The following is an 18,742-nucleotide window of genomic DNA, read 5'->3' as shown; positions in this document are numbered from 1 at the left end:
GCCGGGCCGCGACCGCCGCCCGGCCCTCAGCCGTCCGCCCCCTTCCGGGCGGTGAGCTGGAAGAGCCGGGCGGTGTGCGGGTACGGGTGGCGGGCGGTCAGGGCCAGTTCGAGGCGTTCGAGGTCGGCGTAGTACGCGGGCTCGTACGTGCGGGCATCGTCGGTGAGGTGGTCGCAGACGGTACGGATGCCGTAGTGGCGCACGTCGCGGGCCCGGCGCCGCACCCCCGTCACCCGGCCAACCGCCGGGCCGCCGGGTGCGCGCCGGCCGTCACCGCTCCGGCGAGGCCGAGGGCGAGCGCGGCGTCGCCGGAGCGGGTGGGGCGCGGAACGCCGGCGTGGCGCAGGCGTGCGCGGGCCGCCAGGGTGTCGGGGATGCCCAGGAGCGGGGTGGTGGCGACGCCGGGCGTGCAGCCGCGGACGAGGGCGGCTTGGGCCAGATGGACCAGTCCGTGCAGGCCGAAGCCGTCCCGTACGGACTGGTAGGCCGCCGGACGCCCGCCGGTACGCCGCCCCTCGGCGGCTGCCGCCGCCACGACCAGGCCGACCCCTGCCACGGCGAGGGCGAACCGGCGCGTGTCCATGCCGGCCATCTCCCGCCACACCCGCTCCGGCACCTGCGGGAACCGCTGGCGCAGCTCCGGCACCCGGGCCGGAATCCAGTACCGCGCCGCCAGCACTTCCTCCGCGTGGTGCAGCGCCCAGGCCCCGAGCAGGCCGAGCGTCACCCAGGCCGGCACCTCCTCGCCCCCGCCGCAGGACCCTTCCGCCACTTCCCCCGGTGTCGTCATGGGGCGGAGTCTGCCGGTGGCGGCCGGTGCGGCGGAAGGCCGACCGCCCGTCAGGCCCCTTTCCCCCAAGCCTCGTACAGCCCACCGCCCGAATGGACCCCCCAACGAGACGACATCTCATATCTGAGATAGCCTGCGGGCATGGCAGACGACTACCTGGTACGCATCGGCAAGCTCATCCGTGACGCGCGTCAGCATCGCGGCTGGACACAGGCACAGCTCGCCGAGGCGCTCGGCACCAGCCAGAGCGCGGTCAACCGCATCGAACGCGGCAACCAAAACATCAGCCTTGAGATGATCGCTCGAATTGGTGAAGCCCTGGACAGTGAGATCGTCTCTCTGGGCTACGCCGGGCCGATGCATCTGCGAGTGGTCGGCGGGCGGCGCCTGTCCGGTGCGATCGACGTCAAGACGAGCAAGAACGCCTGTGTCGCGCTGCTCTGCGCCTCGCTGCTGAACCGGGGGCGCACCACCCTGCGCCGGGTCGCCCGCATCGAGGAGGTCTACCGCCTGCTGGAGGTCCTCAACTCCATCGGCGTGCGCGCCCGCTGGATCAACGACGGGCACGACCTGGAGATCATCCCGCCCGCCGACCTGGACATGGCGGGCATGGACCAGACGGCGGCCCGCCGCACCCGGTCGATCATCATGTTCCTCGGCCCGCTGCTGCACCGCATGGACCGCTTCAAGCTGCCGTACGCCGGCGGCTGCGACCTCGGCACGCGCACCATCGAGCCGCACATGATCGCGCTGCGCCGGTTCGGCCTCGCCATCACCGCCACCGAGGGTCTGTACCACGCCGAGGTGGAGACGCCCGAGCCCTCGGAGAAGCCGATCGTGCTGACCGAGCGCGGCGACACCGTGACCGAGAACGCGCTGCTGGCCGCCGCCCGGAAGGACGGCGTCACCGTCATCCGCAACGCCTCCTCCAACTACATGGTCCAGGACCTCTGCTTCTTCCTGGAGGCGCTGGGCGTACGCGTGGAGGGCATCGGCACCACCACCCTCACCGTGCACGGCGTCCCCGTCATCGACGTCGACGTCGACTACTCCCCCTCGGAGGACCCGGTCGAGGCGATGAGCCTGCTGGCCGCCGCCGTGGTCACCGAGTCGGAACTGACGGTACGACGGGTGCCGATCGAGTTCCTGGAGATCGAGCTGGCGGTCCTGGAGGAGATGGGCCTGGACCACGACCGCACCCCGGAGTACGCCGCCGACAACGGCCGCACCCGGCTGGTCGACCTGACCGTGCGCCCCTCCAAGCTGGAGGCGCCGATCGACAAGATCCACCCCATGCCGTTCCCCGGCCTGAACATCGACAACGTCCCGTTCTTCGCGGCCATCACCGCCGCCGCCTCGGGCCAGACCCTCATCCACGACTGGGTCTACGACAACCGCGCCATCTACCTCACCGACCTCAACCGCCTCGGCGGCCGCCTCCAGCTCCTCGACCCGCACCGCGTTCTGGTGGAGGGCCCGACCCGCTGGCGCGCCGCCGAGATGATGTGCCCGCCCGCCCTGCGCCCCGCCGTCGTCGTCCTCCTCGCCATGATGGCCGCCGAGGGCACCTCGGTCCTGCGCAACGTGTACGTCATCAACCGGGGTTACGAGGACCTGGCCGAACGCCTCAACTCGGTGGGGGCGCAGATCGAGACGTTCCGGGACATTTGATATGCGAGTGCCGCCGCACCCCGTCTGACCTGCTACTTAGCGGGACAGGGAGGGGCGCGGCGGCATCTCTGGGACTTTCCGGCCACTGGACGATCAGCCACCGCAGCGCGGTGACACCGTCCGGGGCGGGTTCCGGGCGGCGGCCGGCGCTGATGCTCACCGCCTTCGACGTCGACGACTACGTGTACGAGGCGCTACGGGCTGGCGTCAGCGGCTTCCTGCCGAAGGACGCGCCGTCGGCCGACCTCATCGCGGCGGTGCGCGTGGTGGCCTCGGGCGACACGCTGCTCGCCCCCTCCGTACGCGCCGCCTCCTCGCCGACTTCGCCCAGCAGCGACCCGCCTGACGGGACAAGCCCGCGCTGCGGCCCAAGAGCCTGAGGGAACGCGAGGCCGAGGTACTCACCCTGGTCGCCCGCGGCCGGTCCAACACGCAGATCGCCCCATTCTGGTGCTGGCCGAGCAGACGGTGAAGACGCACGTGGGCCGCGTCCCTGACCAAACTCGACCTGCGCGACCGCACCCAGGCGGTGGTCTTCGCGTACGGGTCGGGGCTCGTGGCCCCAGGGCAGTAGCCCTTCTCCTCCCGCCCCTACCGCGGTAGGGGGCCCACATTGGCTCCCGGGTATGACGCCAGGCGCCGAGCCGTCGCCGCACTCTTCACCCGTCCCAGAGACACGGACGAGACGGACGAGGGAGACGGCACATGAGGCTATGCATGGGCAAGCGGCGGCACACGGACGACTGGACGAGGGCGGAACACCGCCCCGAGGCCACAGCCGCCCCGCCCAGGCTCCCCGTCGAACTGCGTGAGGTCCGGTGGCAGTGCGGCTGTGGCGCGGGCACCGTGCATGCGCTCGCGGGCGTCGGCCTCGGCCTCCGACACAGCACCTTCACCGCTGCCATGGGTCCGTCCGGGTCCGGCGAATCGACCTTCCTGCAGTGTGCCGCCGGGCTCGACCGGCCGTCGGCGGGGTCCGTACTCCTCGGCGACATGGAGTTCACCGACAGGAAGGAGAACGGGCTGGCCGAGTCGCGCCGCGGCCACCTCGGCTTCGTCTTCCAGGCGTTCGACCTGCTGCCGTCGCTGACCGTGGAACAAAACGTGCTGCCGCCCGTGCGCCTGGCCGGGCAGCCTCAGGACGTAGCCGGGCCGCGGCGATGCTCACGCAGGTCAAACTCGCCGACGAAGCGCGGCGCCGCGCTGCACCGGGTGCACGCGGGTCTCTCGGCGGCGGCCGCAGCGCTCGCCGTGAGTGACCCCGGCCATGCGCCCGCCCACTTCGCCGACCGAGCGCCGGCAGGCCGACCGGCCACATCACTTCCGAAGTGCGGTTCCCCCACGAAGCCGTCAACGGCCGAGGCGGGTGGAAGCGCCACGCGGGCGGCCGGACCCCTACTCGCCCGGCACCAACGGAAGGGACGCTCATGACCACAACTCCGGCCTCACCGGTCCGTATGCGGAAGTCCGCTGTCGCAGCCCTCGGCATGCTGGCGGTTTCCACCGGTGCCCTGGAGTCGGTCGTCGCACCGACGCTCCCCCTCCTGCAACGCGAGCTGCACATGCGGCCGTCCGAAGGGGCCCTCCTCAACATCGTGCTCGCCGTCACCGGCACGCTCATCACCCCGCTCGCGGGCAAACTCGGCGACCGCTACGGCGGAAAGCGAGTCCTCATCCGGCTGATGGCCGTGGTGTCGGTCGGCGGCCTGGTGTCCGCCCTGGCGCCCAACCTACCGGTGCTGCTGGTCGGCCAGATCCTTCAGGGGGCGATGGTGGGGGCGCTGCCCCTGTCGTTCATCGTGGTGCGCAAACACCTCCCCCCGGGAGCGTCGAAGGCCGCCATCGGGCTGGTCAGCGGGATGTTCGTTGGCGGCTCGATGGTGGGTTTGCTGTCTGCCGGGCCCGTGGCGGAAGCGTTCTCCCGGCACTGGATGTTCGCGGTGCCGACCTTCGCGGTCATGGGGGCCAGCCTGCTGGTGTACAGGCTGATGCCATCCGATCCACCCGGCCGGTCGGACGGCGCAGGGATCGACTGGCCCGGCCTGCTTCTCCTGAGCGGGATCCTGGTCACCCTCCTGTTCGTGTTCGCACTGGCCCCCGAGGCAGGCTCGCAGCCACTCGTGTTCGTCACCCTCATCGCGGTGCTGGCCGCCCTCGTGACCGGGTGGACAGCCGTCGAGCGCCGCGCCGCCGCGCCGATGGTCGATCTGCGCATGCTGGCACGGCCGGTGATCTGGAAGTCGTGTGTGGTGACGTTCGTGATATGCCTCGGTACCGCGATGGGGGTCTACCTCGTTCCCCAGCTGCTCGACGTGTCCGGTGGCGGATACGGTTTCGCACTCAGCGCCACCGAGATCGGCTTCGTCCTCCTGCCGGGAGCCGTCGCCGCGACGCTGGCCGGGCCGCTCGGGGCAATCGGGGAGCGGCGCTTCGGCTCGCGTGCCGTGGTCGCCACCGCGACCGTCCTTATGGCCGTCGCCCTGCTCGCGCTGTCGGCCGTCCACTCCGAGGTCTGGCACATCGCCGTCGGCAAGGCGCTGATCGCGCTCGCCAGCGGCCTGTGCGTCACGGCCATGGTGACCAGCATCGCCTCCTCCGTCGATGAAGGCGACACCGGCATCGCCACCAGTCTGGTCCTGGTGACGCGTGTGCTGGGCTCCGCCGTGGGCGGCCTGCTCGGCGGCACGTTCCTCACCTCGGGAACCCCCTCCGGGTCCGGGGTCCCAGCCGAATCGGCCTTCACCACCGGCTTCCTCTCCGCCGGCGTCGTCGCGGTGCTGTCCCTGTTCGTCGTCCGAACCATGAGCAAAGGAGTCAAGGAATGACCTTGAGCAACCATTTGACGGGTACTCGTACCAGGCGGAAGCCCACGGCCCTGATATCCGGGGCCAGCATCGCCGGTCCGGTCCTCGCGTTCTGGCTGAACCGCTGCGGATACGAGGTCACGGTGGTGGAGAAGGCGGGCGCGCTGCGCAGCGGCGGCTACCCCATCGACGTGCGCGGCACCGCGCTGGAAGTCGTCCGAAGGATGGGGATCCTGCCGCGGCTGCGAGAGGCACACATCGACCTTCGCCGTATCACCTTCCTCGAAGGCGACGGCAGCGAGGTGGCCTCACTCCACCCGCACAGTGTCACCGGCGGCGTCGCGGAGCGGGACCTGGAGGTGCGGCGCGGGGACCTCACCGAGGCTCTCTACACAGTGGTCCGTGACGACGTGGAGTTCGTGTTCAATGATCTCGTCGACACCCTCGACCAGTCCGGACACGGTGTGGACGTCACCTTCCGCGGGGGTGGCAGGCGTACCTTCGACCTCGTCTTCGGTGCGGACGGGATGCACTCGCGTACCCGCGAGATGCTGTTCGGCCCCGAAGAGCAGTTCCACCACTACCTCGGCTATTGCTTCGCCGTGTTCACCATGCGCAACACCCTCGGCCTCTCCCACGAGACCGTGATGTGGAACTCTCCGGGCAGAGCCGCGGCCCTCTACGCGGTGGGTGGCGACGAAGTGCACGCCTTCCTGAACTTCGCCCAGCAGCAACCGCCGTTCGACGCGTTCCCAGATCCACGGGCCCAACGTGACCTCGTCGCCACGGTCTTCGCCGACGCTGGGTGGCAGGTCCCGGGCATGTTGGCCGCCCTGCGTGACGCGGACGACGTGTTCTTCGACGCCGTCGGCCAGATCCGTATGCCCCGCTGGTCCCACGGCAGGGTCGCTCTGGTGGGCGACGCCGCATGGGCGCCGTCGTTCCTCACGGGACAGGGCACCAGCCTCGCCCTCGTCGGCGCGTACATGCTCGCCGCTTCCCTGGCCGACGGGGGCCACGCCGCGAGTTTCGCCGCCTACGAACACTCCACCCGTGGCTTCGTGACCATGAACCAGGATCTGGTCGGCAAGGGCGGTGCCACCCTCTTCCCGCTCACGCCCCAGGCCCTGGCAGAACGCAACGACAGGCTGCGCAACCTCGGTGCCATCCCCACCGGGGCAGGACGACCGGCCCATTCAGCCCTCGTCCTGCCCGAGTTCACGCCCATGGCGTGAACTCGGAGCCCTGCTCGGTTCCACAAGCGCCGTCGCCCCAGCGGGGGCGTCCCGGTCATCCCACAGGGGTGGCCGGGGCCAGCAGCCCTCCGTTGTGTTCTCGCGGTCCTGCAAGGGGCCGCTGGCCTCCGGCCCCGGTATGGCTGTGTCCCCCTGTCGAACGGATGACCTGGGGGTGGTGTCGCCGGGCCCGGTAGGTGCCCTCGGAGACGCTGATGAGAGGTCCGGCCACCGTCCGGTCCGGCGCGATGCCGGGCAGATCGCCGGCGGCAGGTCTGCATAACGTGGATGCGCATGGTGCGCCGTGCGGCGCTTTGTTGCATCCCCGACGAACCTGACCCCGCTCCTTCAGTCACTCGGCCTCCAGGAAGTCGCCGCCCGGGCCCCGGCCGACGGACTCCGCACCCGGATCGGTGCCCTGCAGGACCAGCTTCGCGAGGCCGGAGTGCGTCGGGAGCACCTCGCCATCACCCGCACGACCGTCACCGGCAGCGCCGACCGCATCCCGACCCAGACGACGGTCCGAACAGGAAGTCTGGAGCTGCCCGAGCACCCCGACTACCCGCGCATCCTCGCGGTCTTCAGCAACGCCGCCGGGCCGCTGAAGGCCCGGGGCATCTGGGCGACACCGGTGGTGTGCCCCTTGACCGCAAAGGCACACCACCGAGAAACCGCGCCGACTCGCGGGTTCTCCACTCGACCATCCGCCAGTGCGGTCGACGGTTTCGGCTGAGCGTGCGGGGTGGGGCCGCAGACTGTCGGTGCGGGCCGACGTCAGGGGCTGCGCGGGCATCGTGGACGGTACCGGGCGACGCCGGCCAGGCCCGCCGCAGTCACCCGAAGGGAGCTGCGATGACCCGCACGTTCACCCCGTTCTTCTGTGCCTTCCGGAGGGGTACGGGCGGCCCGCGGCAATCGCGCCGATCGGCAGGAGCGCGCCGTCCGGGACCAAAGTCCCCTCCAAGCAGCCCACTTCAGGGAGACGCGAGGTCAGTGCCTGGCCTTAGCCTGCGGGCGTGAGTACAGCACTGACCCAGTCCTACGCCTACGTCCACGCGTCCGCGGTGCGGGAATCCGCCTCCGGTCGCAGCCTCGCCCTGGAAACCTCGGGCGGTGCCACACCCGGCGGTGAGCAGGCCAACCCCCGCTTCTTCGACGGGTTCCTGACCGCCCCGATCGCCGCGGCCACGGCACTGCTCGCGGTCGCGGACGTCGCGGCCACCCGCTACCACCGGCCCAGCTCCGCCGCCTCGCTCGACCCGGTGGTCACCGCCGGCGGTGACCGCCTGCGGATGGAGTCCTTCTCCGGCTGCTGCGGGGTCTACGCGCGTCTGGACGTCCTCGCACCCGGCCTCGACGGCGGCGACATCGGACACGGCACCACGAACGTCGACATCAACGTCCCGCTGCGTCAGGCTCTCGCCAGACTCGGCGGCCTCGACCCGCTTCGCCTGCGGGTGGGCCCGGAAGAGGTGGAGGCCATCACCTTCGACGGCCATTTCGTGGAGAAGAAGGTCCCCCTCCCGCAGCGCTGGCTGCGCGGCTTCGCCGAGGCCCAGGTGCTCGGGGCCGGCTTCGCGCTGCGCGCCGAGGTTCCGCCTGCGCAGGCGGCCTCTGTCCTGCGCTCTCTGCCACGCCTCACTCTCGGCTCCGGAGCCCGCACCACGCGCTGGGTCGTACCTACCGGGCGCACCCTGCGACCCGTCAGCAGACCCGCCCCCGGCGCCGTTTGCCTGCCCGGCGCCGAGCGGCTGACCGGCCTGATACCCGTGCTGCGGCACGCGACCGGTGTGCGGCTCTACGCCCCTGAGTCCGCCAAGGCCGAAGGCACGGCAGTCGCCTGGGAGGTCGGGCTGCCCGGCATGCGGCTGACGCTGCTGCTCTCGCCGAGCGCCTCGCGCGGGTTCTCCGGAGAGGGCGGCGTCCTCGACGACCTCGCCACCGGGCCCGCGGCGCGCGACGCCGAGCAGGTGGCGGAACTCCTCGCCTGGGAGTCGACGTTGGACATCGCCATGCTGGCCTCCCAAGCCGGCCTCGCGCCCGAACGGGTCCGCGCGGCACTGACGGTGCTCGGGACCTCGGGGCAGATCGGCTACGACCTCGCCGAACAGGCGTACTTCCACCGTCACCTGCCCCATTCGGCCGGTGACGCGGAGGCCCGCAACCCCCGGCTGCGAGGTGCGCGGACCCTGGTCGCCCAGGGCGCCGTCAGGCTCGACGGCACGCTCGCCTGGGTCGGGAAGGACGACCACACCCACATGGTCCGCGTGGACGATGCCGGGCGGTCGAGCTGTACCTGCATGTGGTGGGCGAAGTACCAGGGCGGACGCGGACCGTGCAAGCACGTGCTCGCGGCCCGGATGATCCGCTTCGACACGACGAAGGAGTCGGCACGATGAATCTGACCGAACTCGTGGAATCCGGTGACATCCAGAGAGTGCTCGCGGCACTCCGTGAACTCACCGCGGAGCAGCGAGCCGCCCAGGCCGCCCCACTCGACGAGCCGGAACTCGACGCCAAGTGGGACACCTACAGCCCGCAGGGGGAGTCCCTGGCCGCCGCCCGCATGGGGAGCAGACCCAGCCCCCGGGACACAGCGGACTGGTTGGTCAACGCCCACTACGGGAGTTCCGCTTGTGGCTGGATGGTGGATATCACGGACCTCTACTCCACCGAGTGGCGCGTGGAGCTGGTCGCCTGCATCGCCGCGCAGTCGCGGTGGAACTCCTTCCGCAACGGCCAGATGTTCGAGTTGGCCGAGCACCTCGTCCTGGACACCGGCTGTCCGCTGCCGACCTCCGACGAGTTCATCAGGCAGTGGCTGTCGCACCGGGCCGACCGCCGTTGGCGGCCCGCACTCCCCGACCACGTGCGCGGCGCCCCGCGTGACGGCAACCTCCTGACACGGCTGCGCAACGACCCCTTCACCCCGACGCTCCTCCCGCTCGCCGTGGCAAACCCGAAGGTCGAAGTCCGCGTCCATCGCAAGGAACTCCTCGCCTTCGCCGCCAGGGGCGTCATCGACCGGGACATGCTGAGCCGGCGCACCTTCCTGGATCTCACCCACCGCACCCCCGCGGCCCAGGTGGCGGAGAAGCTGCTGGCCAAGGAGCCCCTCAGCCCCGGCGAACAGGACCTCGTGGCACGCACCCGTGCGGAACTCACCGGATCCCTGCTGTCGGACGTGCTCCGGGACAGTCCGCTTCCCCTCCCCGACCTGCAAGCCCTCGCCCTCACCTCGGCCGAGAAGGCGCCCTGGCTCCGCGACCATGTCGCCATGCTCGACCTGTCGTCCGTGGTCGCCGCCTACGGTCAGGAGGTCCTCGTCGATCTCGACGTGGCGGGGTTGCTGGAGGCCGACGTCCTCACCGAGATCTGCGAACGCGTCCTGCTCCGCCCGGAGAAGAAACTGGTGCGCGCCCAGCTCGCCTGGCTGAACCAGGTGGCCAAGCGGGACGCCACCCGCACCAGCGGGGTCCTGACCGACGCGGCGCTCACCTTCCAGCACTCCGACGTGGGTCTCCAGGAACGCGCTCTCCACCTGGTCGCCCGCCACCTGCCCGCGATGGTGGACGACCAGGTACTGTCCGGCCTTCGCGAGGCCGCCGCATCCCTCAACCCGGGTCTCACCGCGCGCGCCGCCGAACTGCTCGTCCCGCCAGGCGCCACCGCACCGTCTGCCGGCCCGTCGGACGAGTTGCCGCCCGGCATCCTGCCGGAGGTGCCCGAGCCGGCACCGGTCCACCCCGTCGACACGGCCGCCGAGGTCGCCCTCGAGGTCTCGGTGCTGCTCGCCGACCGCGAGAACGTGGTGGCCTTCGAGCGTGCTCTGGACGGCCTCGTCCGCCACGCACGTCTCGACCGCAGCACGCTGTCCACAGCGCTCGAACCGCTCATGCGCCGGAAACTGAACCTGCCGCACTGGACCTGGTCGCCACTCGACGCACAACTCGACGTGTACGACGTCGCGGCCGCGGTACGCGGCGACGAGCCGAGGGCATGGCACATCCACCTGCGCCGCGAGGACTCCGCCTCCCGTGGCCACTGGACCCACGGGGTGACCATCCCGGCGCACGAGATGCTCAGGTCACGGCTCACCGAGGCCATCGAACTGATCGAGTCCGACGCGCAGCCCTACCTGCTGGCCCTGCCGACCCACACCAACGGGGCGGTGGACGCCCGAACCCTGATCGAGCGGATCGCCGAGTTCGAAAGCCTGGGCATCACCCCCGCACCCATCGACCTGGCGCAGGCCCTGTTGCGGGTCACCCCCACCGACGACGAACAGGTACGGCACACGGCGGGCGCACTCCGCTCGGACGCGGGCCGCCGCCTGGCACGGTGGCTGGACCACGGCGGCGCACCCCACTGGGACACGACGCCCGAGAAGTGGCCGGCCGACAACCCGACCGGCGCGGAGCCGGGACAGTGGGCTCCCCCGGCCCCCCGCGCCGACCACGATCTGCCGCTCCCACCGGTCGCCGCGGCCCTCCTCGGCCCCTCCAGCCGGATGCTCGGCGGTGTGGGCGCGTTCTGGCTCGCGCAGCTGCCGCACCACCGCGACGAGATGGCCGCACGCCTCGCGAACACACATTCCGAGGTCCCGGATTCCCACCTGCTCCCGCGACTGATGGAGATGCACGGCACCGCGGGCTACGCGACGCACTGGCAGATCGCACGGCGGCTCGACGGGAACCCCAAGCATGCGGACACGGTGGTGGACGCCCTGCTGGTCCTGGCCGCACAGGGGCAGCTGGACGCCCGGTTGTTCGCCGGACAGTTGCAGGCGATGCTGAGAATTCCCGCCCGGGCCACCGCCGTACTGCGCGCGGCGGCCGAGACCGGCGCCTGGGCGGCCGTCTGGTCGATACTGGAGGCCGCCCTGCCCGCCCTGCTGCGCGGCAAGGCGGTCAACGGAGCGGGAGCGATCCTGGCACTGGCCGTCGAGTGCGCCGCCCACTGCGCGGCCAAGGGGTCCATCCCCGAGGTCGACGAGGTGGCCGCGCGCAAGGGATCGAGCCAGACCATGAAGAACGCCAGACTCCTGCGCGACGTGCTGCGGCGCTGAGACGGCGACGCCCGAGCCGGGCGACCTCCAGCGTGAGCGACACCACGGTGCGCGACTGCCCGAGGTCGCCAGGCGGGTGAAGGGCGGGGAACCCGTCGGCTAAGGGGCCACGGGCGCGGCACGTCCGGCTCCGGCCTCAGGAGCGCGCAGGACAACCGCCGGTACTGGTCGCGGCTCGCGGACGACGGAGCCACCCTCGGCTGCTTCCGGGCCCGTTCCTGAGCGGCGCGCGGACGACGCCGCCCGCGGCCCTTCCCTCCCGGGCCGCGGGCGGCGACGCGCCAGGTCGTAGCCGGCCGCTCAGCCGCTCCCGGTCGCCGTCGAGCGGGCCGGGACGGTGAGGGTGCGGCCGTCCGAGAAGGTGACCGTCACCGGTTCGGGCCCGTGGTTGTGGGCGGCGTACGTGCGGACGCCGCCCTTGCTGAACACCGCGGAGGTGGGCAGGTCGCCGGTGACCGAGGGGTCGGGGGCGCCGAGCGCGTCCAGGGTGGCGAGCCAGTGGTAGGTGTGCGCCTTGGACTCGCCGCCCTCCGGGGTGTATCCGGCGTTGCCGTCGTCCCACTTCGCCTTCGCGGCGGCCGGGTCCGCCAGCGACTCGAACTCCCAGAGGATGTCGCGCCATTCCTCGGCGGGCCCGCCGTTCTCGCGCTCCATCTCGGCGAGGTTGCGCCGGATCGCGTCCTGGTGCCCGCCCAGGTGCAGGGAGCCGCCCGCGGTCACGGGCAGGGCGTTGATGCCGTGGATCTCCTCCGGGTTGGCGGTCCACCAGGTGGAGTACGCACCGCCGCTGCCCCACACCATGCCGACCGTGTCGTGGCCGAAGGAGCCGGGGAAGACCTCCTCGTCGGCGTCGAACCAGTACTGGGCGATCGTCTCGCCCTCGGTGGCGAGCAGGTAGCTGCCGAGGTCGCGCAGGTCGGTGTCGCCGGTGGCCGATCCCCAGAGCACCAGCGCCGCGCTGAGGTTGGTGGACTCCGAGGAGGACTCCTGGTTGTTGCCGGCGGCGAAGCCCTGGTGGCCGGAGGCCCAGCTGTGCCCGGCGTAGACGTCGAAGCCGCGCAGGAAGGGGAAGGCGTCGTCGCTGCGGCTCGGGTTGGCGGTGTCCCGGATCAGGGCCTTGACCATGCCGCCCCAGGCGGAGTCGGCGGCCCAGGAGGCGTCGTACTGGGCGACGATCGCGGCGGCGTACACGTAGTAGCCGTAGTGGAAGTGGTGGTCGTTGAGTTCGCTGTCGCTGCCGTAGGAGGCGGGGTAGCCGGTGAGGGTCTTCCAGTCGGCGTCGTAGGAGAACTCGCTCGCCCCGCCCGCGGTGAACCACTCCTCCAGGCGGTCCTGGAGCAGGCCGACGAGCTTGTCGCGGGTGGCGGTCTCACCGATCTGGTCGGCGAGCGGCACCAGTTGGGCGAGCTTGCCGAGCGCCTTGCCGGTCCAGTAGGTGTCCGTGGCCCCGGAGAACGGGTCGGAGGAGTCGGCGACCTCGGAGAGGTACCCGCGGAGCCGGTCCGCGTCGACCGCGTCGCTCTCCGGCAGCCCTGGCAGGACGGGGGCGGCCTTCTGGCTGGTGGTGAACGAGGCGCCCTCCCGGACCTTCATGGTGCCGCGGGGGGAGACGTAGGTGTGCGGCGTGAGCGGGTCGGTGGTGTTCAGCCACTGGTGCCGGTAGAGGGCCTGGAGGGTGCCGCGTTCGGTGCCCTCCTTGGCCTCGGTGGTGAGCGCGTACGTGGCCCCGACCGTGCCGCCGGAGGAGTTCCACTCCACCTGCGATCCGGTGACGAAGCTGAACGCGTACTTCTCGAAGGTCTCGAGCGCGTCGGTGGAGGGCAGTACGGCGAGGGAGAAGTAGTCCTTGTCGCCGAGGCCGGCGGTGATCTCGGTGCCGGAGACTTCCCAGTCGCTGCCGGTGGGCGCGAAGAGGGCGTAGTGGTGTCCGTCGACCGTGATGCCGAGGACGTTGCCCTCGTCGGAGAAGACGGCCGGCGCGGCCTCGGCGGTGATCCTTGCGTCGCCGCCGGACCCCTCGGCGTAGACGAAGGGCATGCCGTGGCCGATGGTGGTCCGCAGGGTGCGGTCGCCGTCGGACCAGTAGGGGGTGACGGTCCAGTCGGACCAGTCGTCGGCCTTGGTGTCGGGCGAGTTGAGCCCGCTCAGGCCGAGGGTCAGGTCGGCCTTGTGCGCGTACTCGTACTGGCGGCCGTCGCCCACGATGGCGGGGCTGGTCGGGTAGCCGACCTCCAGTCCGCCGGAGACGGCCTGGTAGGTGAGGGGGTGGCCGTACATGGGGGTGGAGTACGGGTTGTCGTCGTACCGCTGGAAGGCGAGGGAGGACCACCAGTCGTTGGTGGGCACCGGCCTGTCCTTGGCGGCCTCGGTGACCTTCGGGGTGACCGGTGCGCCGGTGTTGGTCGTGGGGCCGGTCGTGCCGGGCGGCCGGGTGTCGGAGTAACTCCCGGCGCCCACGGGGACGGTGGCGGCCGACGCCGGAGTCGCGGCCGGGCCGAGGCTCACGGCGGCCAGCGCGGCGGCCAGGACCACCGCGGCGGCCGGCCGTGATCGGGGGGTTGGCATGGGGCACCTCGTGTCGTCGTGGGGACGGGCTCGTCGGAGGCAGCCGCGACAGCAGTGGGGGAAAGGGTGGGGGGCGCGCCGCGGAACCGTGACTGAGAGGGTGCAAGAGCCCAGCCTGAGAGCGCTCTCAGGTGACGGAAAAGTAGAACCTCCGAAATCTGTTGTCAATACATCGCGCGCGGAGGCGCGTTCGGCCCCGGCGTCCGTTCAACTCTTGACGCCGGTCCAGTGCAGGAGGCCCAGCAGGAGCTGGGTCGCGCCCGGCATGAAGCGGGAGCCGTGGTGGTGGACCGGGTCCATCGTGGTGACGATCAGCCGGCCGGGGGTGGAGACGCGGTCCTCGTAGAGCAGGACCTGCTCGGTGGCGGGGTGGCCCTCGCTCTCCCGGTCGGTGTACGCGAGGACGGTGGCGCCCGGCGGCGGGGTGAGCAGCCCGTGGTAGTGCCAGCGGACGGCGCGGGGGGTGAGGTGGCGCCACGCCTCGTGGTCCTCGGCCGCCCGGCGGACGCCGTTGTCGCCGTCGGGCAGGCGCCACCACCAGAAGTTCACCTCGGCGGGGGTCAGGCCGCGCAGGCCCGGCAGCCAGGAGCAGTCGCCGTTCTCGCCGAGGACCACGACGGTGCCGCCGCGTTCGGCGACGCCGGTGATCCACGCGGTGGCCCGGGGCAGCAGCCCGAGGTGGAGGCGGTCGGAGACGATCAGGGTGGTGAGGTCGGCGAAGTCCGCCCCGGTGGCGTCGGGGAGGTAGATCTCGCGGGGGCGCCAGAGGCGTACGGCCGGGTCGGCGAGGGTGGTGAGCTGGCTGAAGGAGCCGCCGTGGAGGAAGCCGAGGACGGGCGCGGGGGCGGGCATCAGAGGGTCCCTTCGAGCCAGGCGAGCAGGCGCGGGCCGAGGTGGCGGGTGGAGCGCTCGGGGTCGCAGAAGGAGAGCAGGTCGTTGCCGGCGTGGACCATGACCTGACCCGCGCCGAGCGGGTAGACGAGGTCGACGGGCAGGGCGTGCGGGCCGATGCCGTTGAGGACGGTGGCGCCCTCGGGCAGATGGGTCTGGTAGCCGCGCCCGTAGAAGCCGGCCACGCCGACGCGGGTCAGCTCCTCGCCGGTGGGGGCGCCCGGAACGCCCGTGCGGTACAGGAGTTCGCCCGGGTCGATCCCCTCGAAGACGGGGTGCGGGGTGACGGGGGTGATGACGAGGTCGGCCGGGCCTCGGTGGTCGAGCGCCCGCCACGGGGTGAGGCCGGGGAGGAAGGGGCGGACGATATGGCCGTTGACCAGGACGCGGCCGCCGCCCCGCACGAACTCCTCCAGCAGAGGGGCCTGGCGCTGGAGGTGGATCTGGTCGGCGTTGCCGGTGATCGTCAGGCCCTTGACCGTACCGCCGAGGAGGAGTTCCCCGGTGAGGTCGTAGACGTCGACGGGGGCGGGGTGCGGGTGGGCGCTCATGCGGGGGCGGCCCGGCGGGGCGGCCGGGGCGGGGCCCATGGTGACGGCGCGGACGGCGCTCATGCGGCGGCCTCCTGGAAGGGGGTGGGGCGGATCAGGTCGGTGCGGGTGGGGCCCAGGTCCGGGACGACGGTGGTGCGCGGGCCGCGCGGGCCGGCCACCTCGGCGGTGGTGACCGGCAGGCCGTACAGCTCGCCGAGGGCGTCGGCATCGAGCAGGTCGGCCGCGAGTCCGGTGCGGACGTCGTCGGGGCCGAGGACGAGCACGGCGTCGTCGGCGAGGTGGAGGGCGTGGTCGGGGTGGTGGGTGGTGAGGACGATGCCGAGGCCGTCGGCCGCGAGTTCCTGGAGGAGCGTCAGGACGCGGGCCTGGTTGCGCAGGTCGAGCGCGGAGACCGGCTCGTCCAGGACCATCAGCCGGCATTCGGCCGCCAGGGCGCGGGCGATGAGGGTCATCTGCTGCTCACCGCCGGAGAGTTCGGCGTACGACCGGTGGGCCATGTGCGCGATGCCCACCCGGCTCAGCGCCGCCTCGGCCAGTTCCCGGTCGCGGCGGCCGGGGGTGGCGTACGCCTTGAGGTGGCGCGAGCGGCCCATGAGGACCATGTCGGTGACCGAGTAGGCGAACGGTGAGGCGTGCGACTGCGGTACGTACGCGACGGGGGCGTGTGCCGTGACGCTTCCCTCCACCGGGCGGGTGAGCCCCGCGAGCAGGCGCAGCAGGGTCGACTTGCCGCGCCCGTTGGGGCCCAGCACGCCGAGGACCCGGCCCGGCCCGGCCTCGACGTCCACGCCGCGGAAGATCCAGCGGTCCTTGGTGTAGCGGTGGCCCAGGCCTCGGGCCTCGACGAGGGGGGCGCCGTCCGCCGCCGGGATACGGGAGCCGGGGTTCACGTGGACCACATCCGGTTGCGCGACCTGGCGAGCAGGACGACGAAGAAGGGGGCGCCGATGATCGCGGTGAGGATGCCCAGCGGCATCTCGGAGGCGGTCAGCGTGCGGGAGAGGGTGTCGATGGCGGTGAGGTAGGCACCGCCGATGAGGAAGGAGGCGGGGAGCTGCGTGCGGTGGTCGCTGCCGGTGAGTAGCCGGGCCAGGTGCGGGACGACCAGGCCGACCCAGCCGACCAGGCCGGCGACGGCCACCGACCCGGCGGTCATCAGGGCGACCGCGCAGAGCAGGACGGTCCGGGTCGGCCGGGGCCGGACGCCCAGGGCGGTGGCGTCCTCGTCGCCGAGGGAGAGGATGTTCAGCCGCCAGCGCAGGGCGAGGACGACGGCCGCACCGAGCAGGACGGGCACTGCGGCGGTGACCGCCTTGGCGTAGGTGGCGGTGGCGAGCGAGCCGAGCAACCAGAAGACGATGGACGGGAGTTCGGACTCGGGGTCGGCGACGTACTTGCCGAAGGAGACCAGGGCGGAGAAGAAGGCCGCCGTGACGGTGCCACCCAGCACGATCATCAGGATCGGACTGCCGCTGCCGAGCCGCCCGATGGACATGACGATCACCAGGGCCAGCAGCCCGAAGCCGAAGGCGCCGGTGACCACGCCGAGGGACCCGATGCCCAGCAGCATGGCGAGGACCCCGCCGAAGGAGGCGCCGGAGGCGACCCCGATGACGTCCGGGCTGACCAGCGGGTTGCGGAAGACGCCCTGGAGGGCGGCGCCCGCCAGGGCGAGGCCGCCGCCGACCAGCAGCGAGAGCAGGACGCGGGGGAGGCGGACGTTGAGGACGACGGTCTGTTCGTTGGCGGTCCAGGTGCGGTCGACAGGGAGGAACTGTCCGGCGAGGAGGCGGACGATCTCGTTGGGCGGGACGACGTAGCGGCCCAGCGCGAGCGCGGCGAGGGCGACCAGCAGGGTGAGGAGGGCGAGGAGGGGCAGGCGCAGACGGGCCCGGCCGGGCCCCGCCCGCTCCGGCTCCTCGGCGGGCCCGGCCGGCGCCGGGGCCTCAGGCGCGGAAGCCGTCATAGCCGCTGCTCCCGGCGTTGAGGTCGAGGTGGAGGATGCCGTCGGTCTCGGCCCGGGTGAGGCGGTGGCCGTACAGGTTCTGGAAGGTCTCGGCGAGCTTGGCGCGCAGGCCGACGCGGGAGGCGAGGGCCGGGTGGAGGATCTGGGCGGTCCACCACCACATCAGGGGTGACTCGCAGCAGGGCGGGTCCCAGCGGTAGCCGCCGAGCGGGATCTTGTACACGCGGCGCTCGCGGACGGCTCGGAGTCCGGCCAGGCGCTTGTCGGCGTAGAACGCGGCCGGGGTGGCGGGGTCGAAGCCGGAGAGGAGGACGACCCCGGGGTCCCAGGCGAGCATCTGCTCCACGGAGACCTGCGGGGTGGCGGTGGCCTCGTCGCGGGCGACGTTGACGCCTCCGGCCAGCTCGGTCCAGTGGTTCACGTACTGGGTCTTGTCGGCGCTGGTCCAGCCGTCGGCGGCGGTGCGCAGGTAGAGGACGGGGACGGGGTCCTCGCGGTCCTGGGAGGCGACGAGCCCGCGTACCGCCGCCGCCTCCTCGTGCATCCAGTCGACGAGTCCGCGTCCGCGCTCCTCCTTGCCGAGGAGCGTGCCGAAGACGCCGATCCAGGTCTCCATCTCCTCCTGGGTGCCGTAGGTGAGGCCGATGACCTTGAAGCCGGCGTTCTCCAGGGGCGCGATGACCTCCTCGCCCAGGTCGCCCCACTGGATCACCACGTCCGGGTCGAGGTCGACGACGGTCTCGACGTTGGGGAGGAAGTCGGCGCCGGCGACGGTGGCGGTCTTCTTCGACTCCGGGAAGAGGGTGCCGAAGATGCCCTCCCTGTTGGCCTGGAGGGTGGACTCGTTGATGCCGACGATGCGGGCGTGCGAGCCGTCGACGGCGGCGATCATCGACGGCGAGGGGATGATCGCGGTGGCGATCCGCTCGACCGGCCCGTCGAACCGGATCTTCTTGCCGCGCTGGTCGGTGACGGTGAACCCGGCCCCTCCCGCCTTCGCCTCCTCCTGCGTCTCGCGGGAGGAACAGGCGCCGAGGACGCCGGCCCCGGCCAGGGCGGCGGCGCCGGCGCCGAATCCGCGCAGCACGGTGCGGCGCGGAGTGGGTGCGGTGAGGAAGGCAGGGGACATGACCCGTTCCGGAGGTTGGGCGGTTAGGTATGCCTAACCTAACCCAATCGGATTTGATCATTCCATCGG

Annotated in this window: 13 protein-coding genes and 2 pseudogenes; 7 read left to right on the top strand and 8 right to left on the bottom strand. The window is 72.0% G+C overall.

Annotated features, from left to right (window positions below):
• Window positions 1–26 precede the first annotated feature (26 nt).
• Window positions 27–233 (bottom strand): hypothetical protein, encoded by a 207-nt coding sequence (locus tag ACSLIC_RS22155; protein WP_436739454.1) that lies wholly within the window; start codon window positions 231–233, stop codon window positions 27–29.
• A complete protein-coding gene (locus ACSLIC_RS22150; RefSeq protein WP_436739453.1) occupies window positions 230–790 on the bottom strand; it encodes an HXXEE domain-containing protein in 561 nt (186 codons plus the stop codon). The genes ACSLIC_RS22155 and ACSLIC_RS22150 overlap by 4 nt, the downstream gene beginning before the upstream one ends.
• Window positions 791–931: 141 nt before the next feature.
• Here ACSLIC_RS22150 and ACSLIC_RS22145 point away from each other — a divergent pair, with 141 nt between their 5' ends.
• The 7 genes and pseudogenes from ACSLIC_RS22145 (at window position 932) to ACSLIC_RS22115 (ending at window position 11,568) form a co-directional block, all read left to right on the top strand.
• Window positions 932–2,461 (top strand): helix-turn-helix domain-containing protein, encoded by a 1,530-nt coding sequence (locus ACSLIC_RS22145; RefSeq protein ID WP_436739452.1) that lies wholly within the window; start codon window positions 932–934, stop codon window positions 2,459–2,461.
• Window positions 2,458–3,035, top strand: a pseudogene (locus ACSLIC_RS22140) (LuxR C-terminal-related transcriptional regulator). Before ACSLIC_RS22145 ends, ACSLIC_RS22140 begins: the two are co-directional and overlap by 4 nt.
• A 131-nt stretch (window positions 3,036–3,166) precedes the next feature.
• Window positions 3,167–3,711 (top strand): annotated as a pseudogene (locus ACSLIC_RS22135) (ATP-binding cassette domain-containing protein); the annotation flags it as partial.
• A gap of 177 nt (window positions 3,712–3,888) precedes the next feature.
• Window positions 3,889–5,286, top strand: a complete 1,398-nt coding sequence (locus tag ACSLIC_RS22130; protein WP_436739451.1) for an MFS transporter — start codon at window positions 3,889–3,891, stop codon at window positions 5,284–5,286.
• On the top strand, window positions 5,283–6,500 hold the full coding sequence (locus ACSLIC_RS22125) for an FAD-dependent monooxygenase (protein ID WP_436739450.1): 1,218 nt from the start codon (window positions 5,283–5,285) through the stop codon (window positions 6,498–6,500). Before ACSLIC_RS22130 ends, ACSLIC_RS22125 begins: the two co-directional genes overlap by 4 nt.
• Window positions 6,501–7,516: 1,016 nt before the next feature.
• Entirely contained in the window at window positions 7,517–8,899 is a 1,383-nt protein-coding gene (locus ACSLIC_RS22120; RefSeq protein WP_436739449.1) for an SWIM zinc finger family protein, read from the top strand.
• Entirely contained in the window at window positions 8,896–11,568 is a 2,673-nt protein-coding gene (locus tag ACSLIC_RS22115) for a DUF7824 domain-containing protein (RefSeq protein WP_436739448.1), read from the top strand. Before ACSLIC_RS22120 ends, ACSLIC_RS22115 begins: the two co-directional genes overlap by 4 nt.
• Before the next feature lie 300 nt (window positions 11,569–11,868).
• Here the strand turns inward: ACSLIC_RS22115 and ACSLIC_RS22110 are convergent, their stop codons facing one another.
• The 6 genes from ACSLIC_RS22110 to ACSLIC_RS22085 all read right to left on the bottom strand — a co-directional run bounded on the left by ACSLIC_RS22110 (window position 11,869) and on the right by ACSLIC_RS22085 (window position 18,673).
• On the bottom strand, window positions 11,869–14,133 hold the full coding sequence (locus ACSLIC_RS22110) for a glycosyl hydrolase (RefSeq protein ID WP_436739447.1): 2,265 nt from the start codon (window positions 14,131–14,133) through the stop codon (window positions 11,869–11,871).
• A gap of 207 nt (window positions 14,134–14,340) precedes the next feature.
• Window positions 14,341–14,985, bottom strand: coding sequence for a hypothetical protein (locus ACSLIC_RS22105; RefSeq protein WP_436739446.1), 645 nt, complete (start codon window positions 14,983–14,985; stop codon window positions 14,341–14,343).
• A complete protein-coding gene (locus ACSLIC_RS22100; protein ID WP_436739445.1) occupies window positions 14,985–15,638 on the bottom strand; it encodes a hypothetical protein in 654 nt (217 codons plus the stop codon). The genes ACSLIC_RS22105 and ACSLIC_RS22100 overlap by 1 nt, the downstream gene beginning before the upstream one ends.
• A complete protein-coding gene (locus ACSLIC_RS22095; protein WP_436739444.1) occupies window positions 15,635–16,468 on the bottom strand; it encodes an ABC transporter ATP-binding protein in 834 nt (277 codons plus the stop codon). Before ACSLIC_RS22095 ends, ACSLIC_RS22100 begins: the two co-directional genes overlap by 4 nt.
• Entirely contained in the window at window positions 16,465–17,544 is a 1,080-nt protein-coding gene (locus ACSLIC_RS22090; RefSeq protein WP_436739443.1) for a FecCD family ABC transporter permease, read from the bottom strand. Before ACSLIC_RS22090 ends, ACSLIC_RS22095 begins: the two co-directional genes overlap by 4 nt.
• A complete protein-coding gene (locus ACSLIC_RS22085) occupies window positions 17,525–18,673 on the bottom strand; it encodes an ABC transporter substrate-binding protein (protein ID WP_436739442.1) in 1,149 nt (382 codons plus the stop codon). The genes ACSLIC_RS22090 and ACSLIC_RS22085 overlap by 20 nt, the downstream gene beginning before the upstream one ends.
• Window positions 18,674–18,742: the final 69 nt, after the last annotated feature.

It is taken from the genome of Streptomyces sp. BBFR102, assembly GCF_051397025.1.
Taxonomy (GTDB): domain Bacteria; phylum Actinomycetota; class Actinomycetes; order Streptomycetales; family Streptomycetaceae; genus Streptomyces.
Note: the sequence above shows the minus strand (reverse complement) of the source record. Positions and strands in the feature narration are given on the sequence as shown.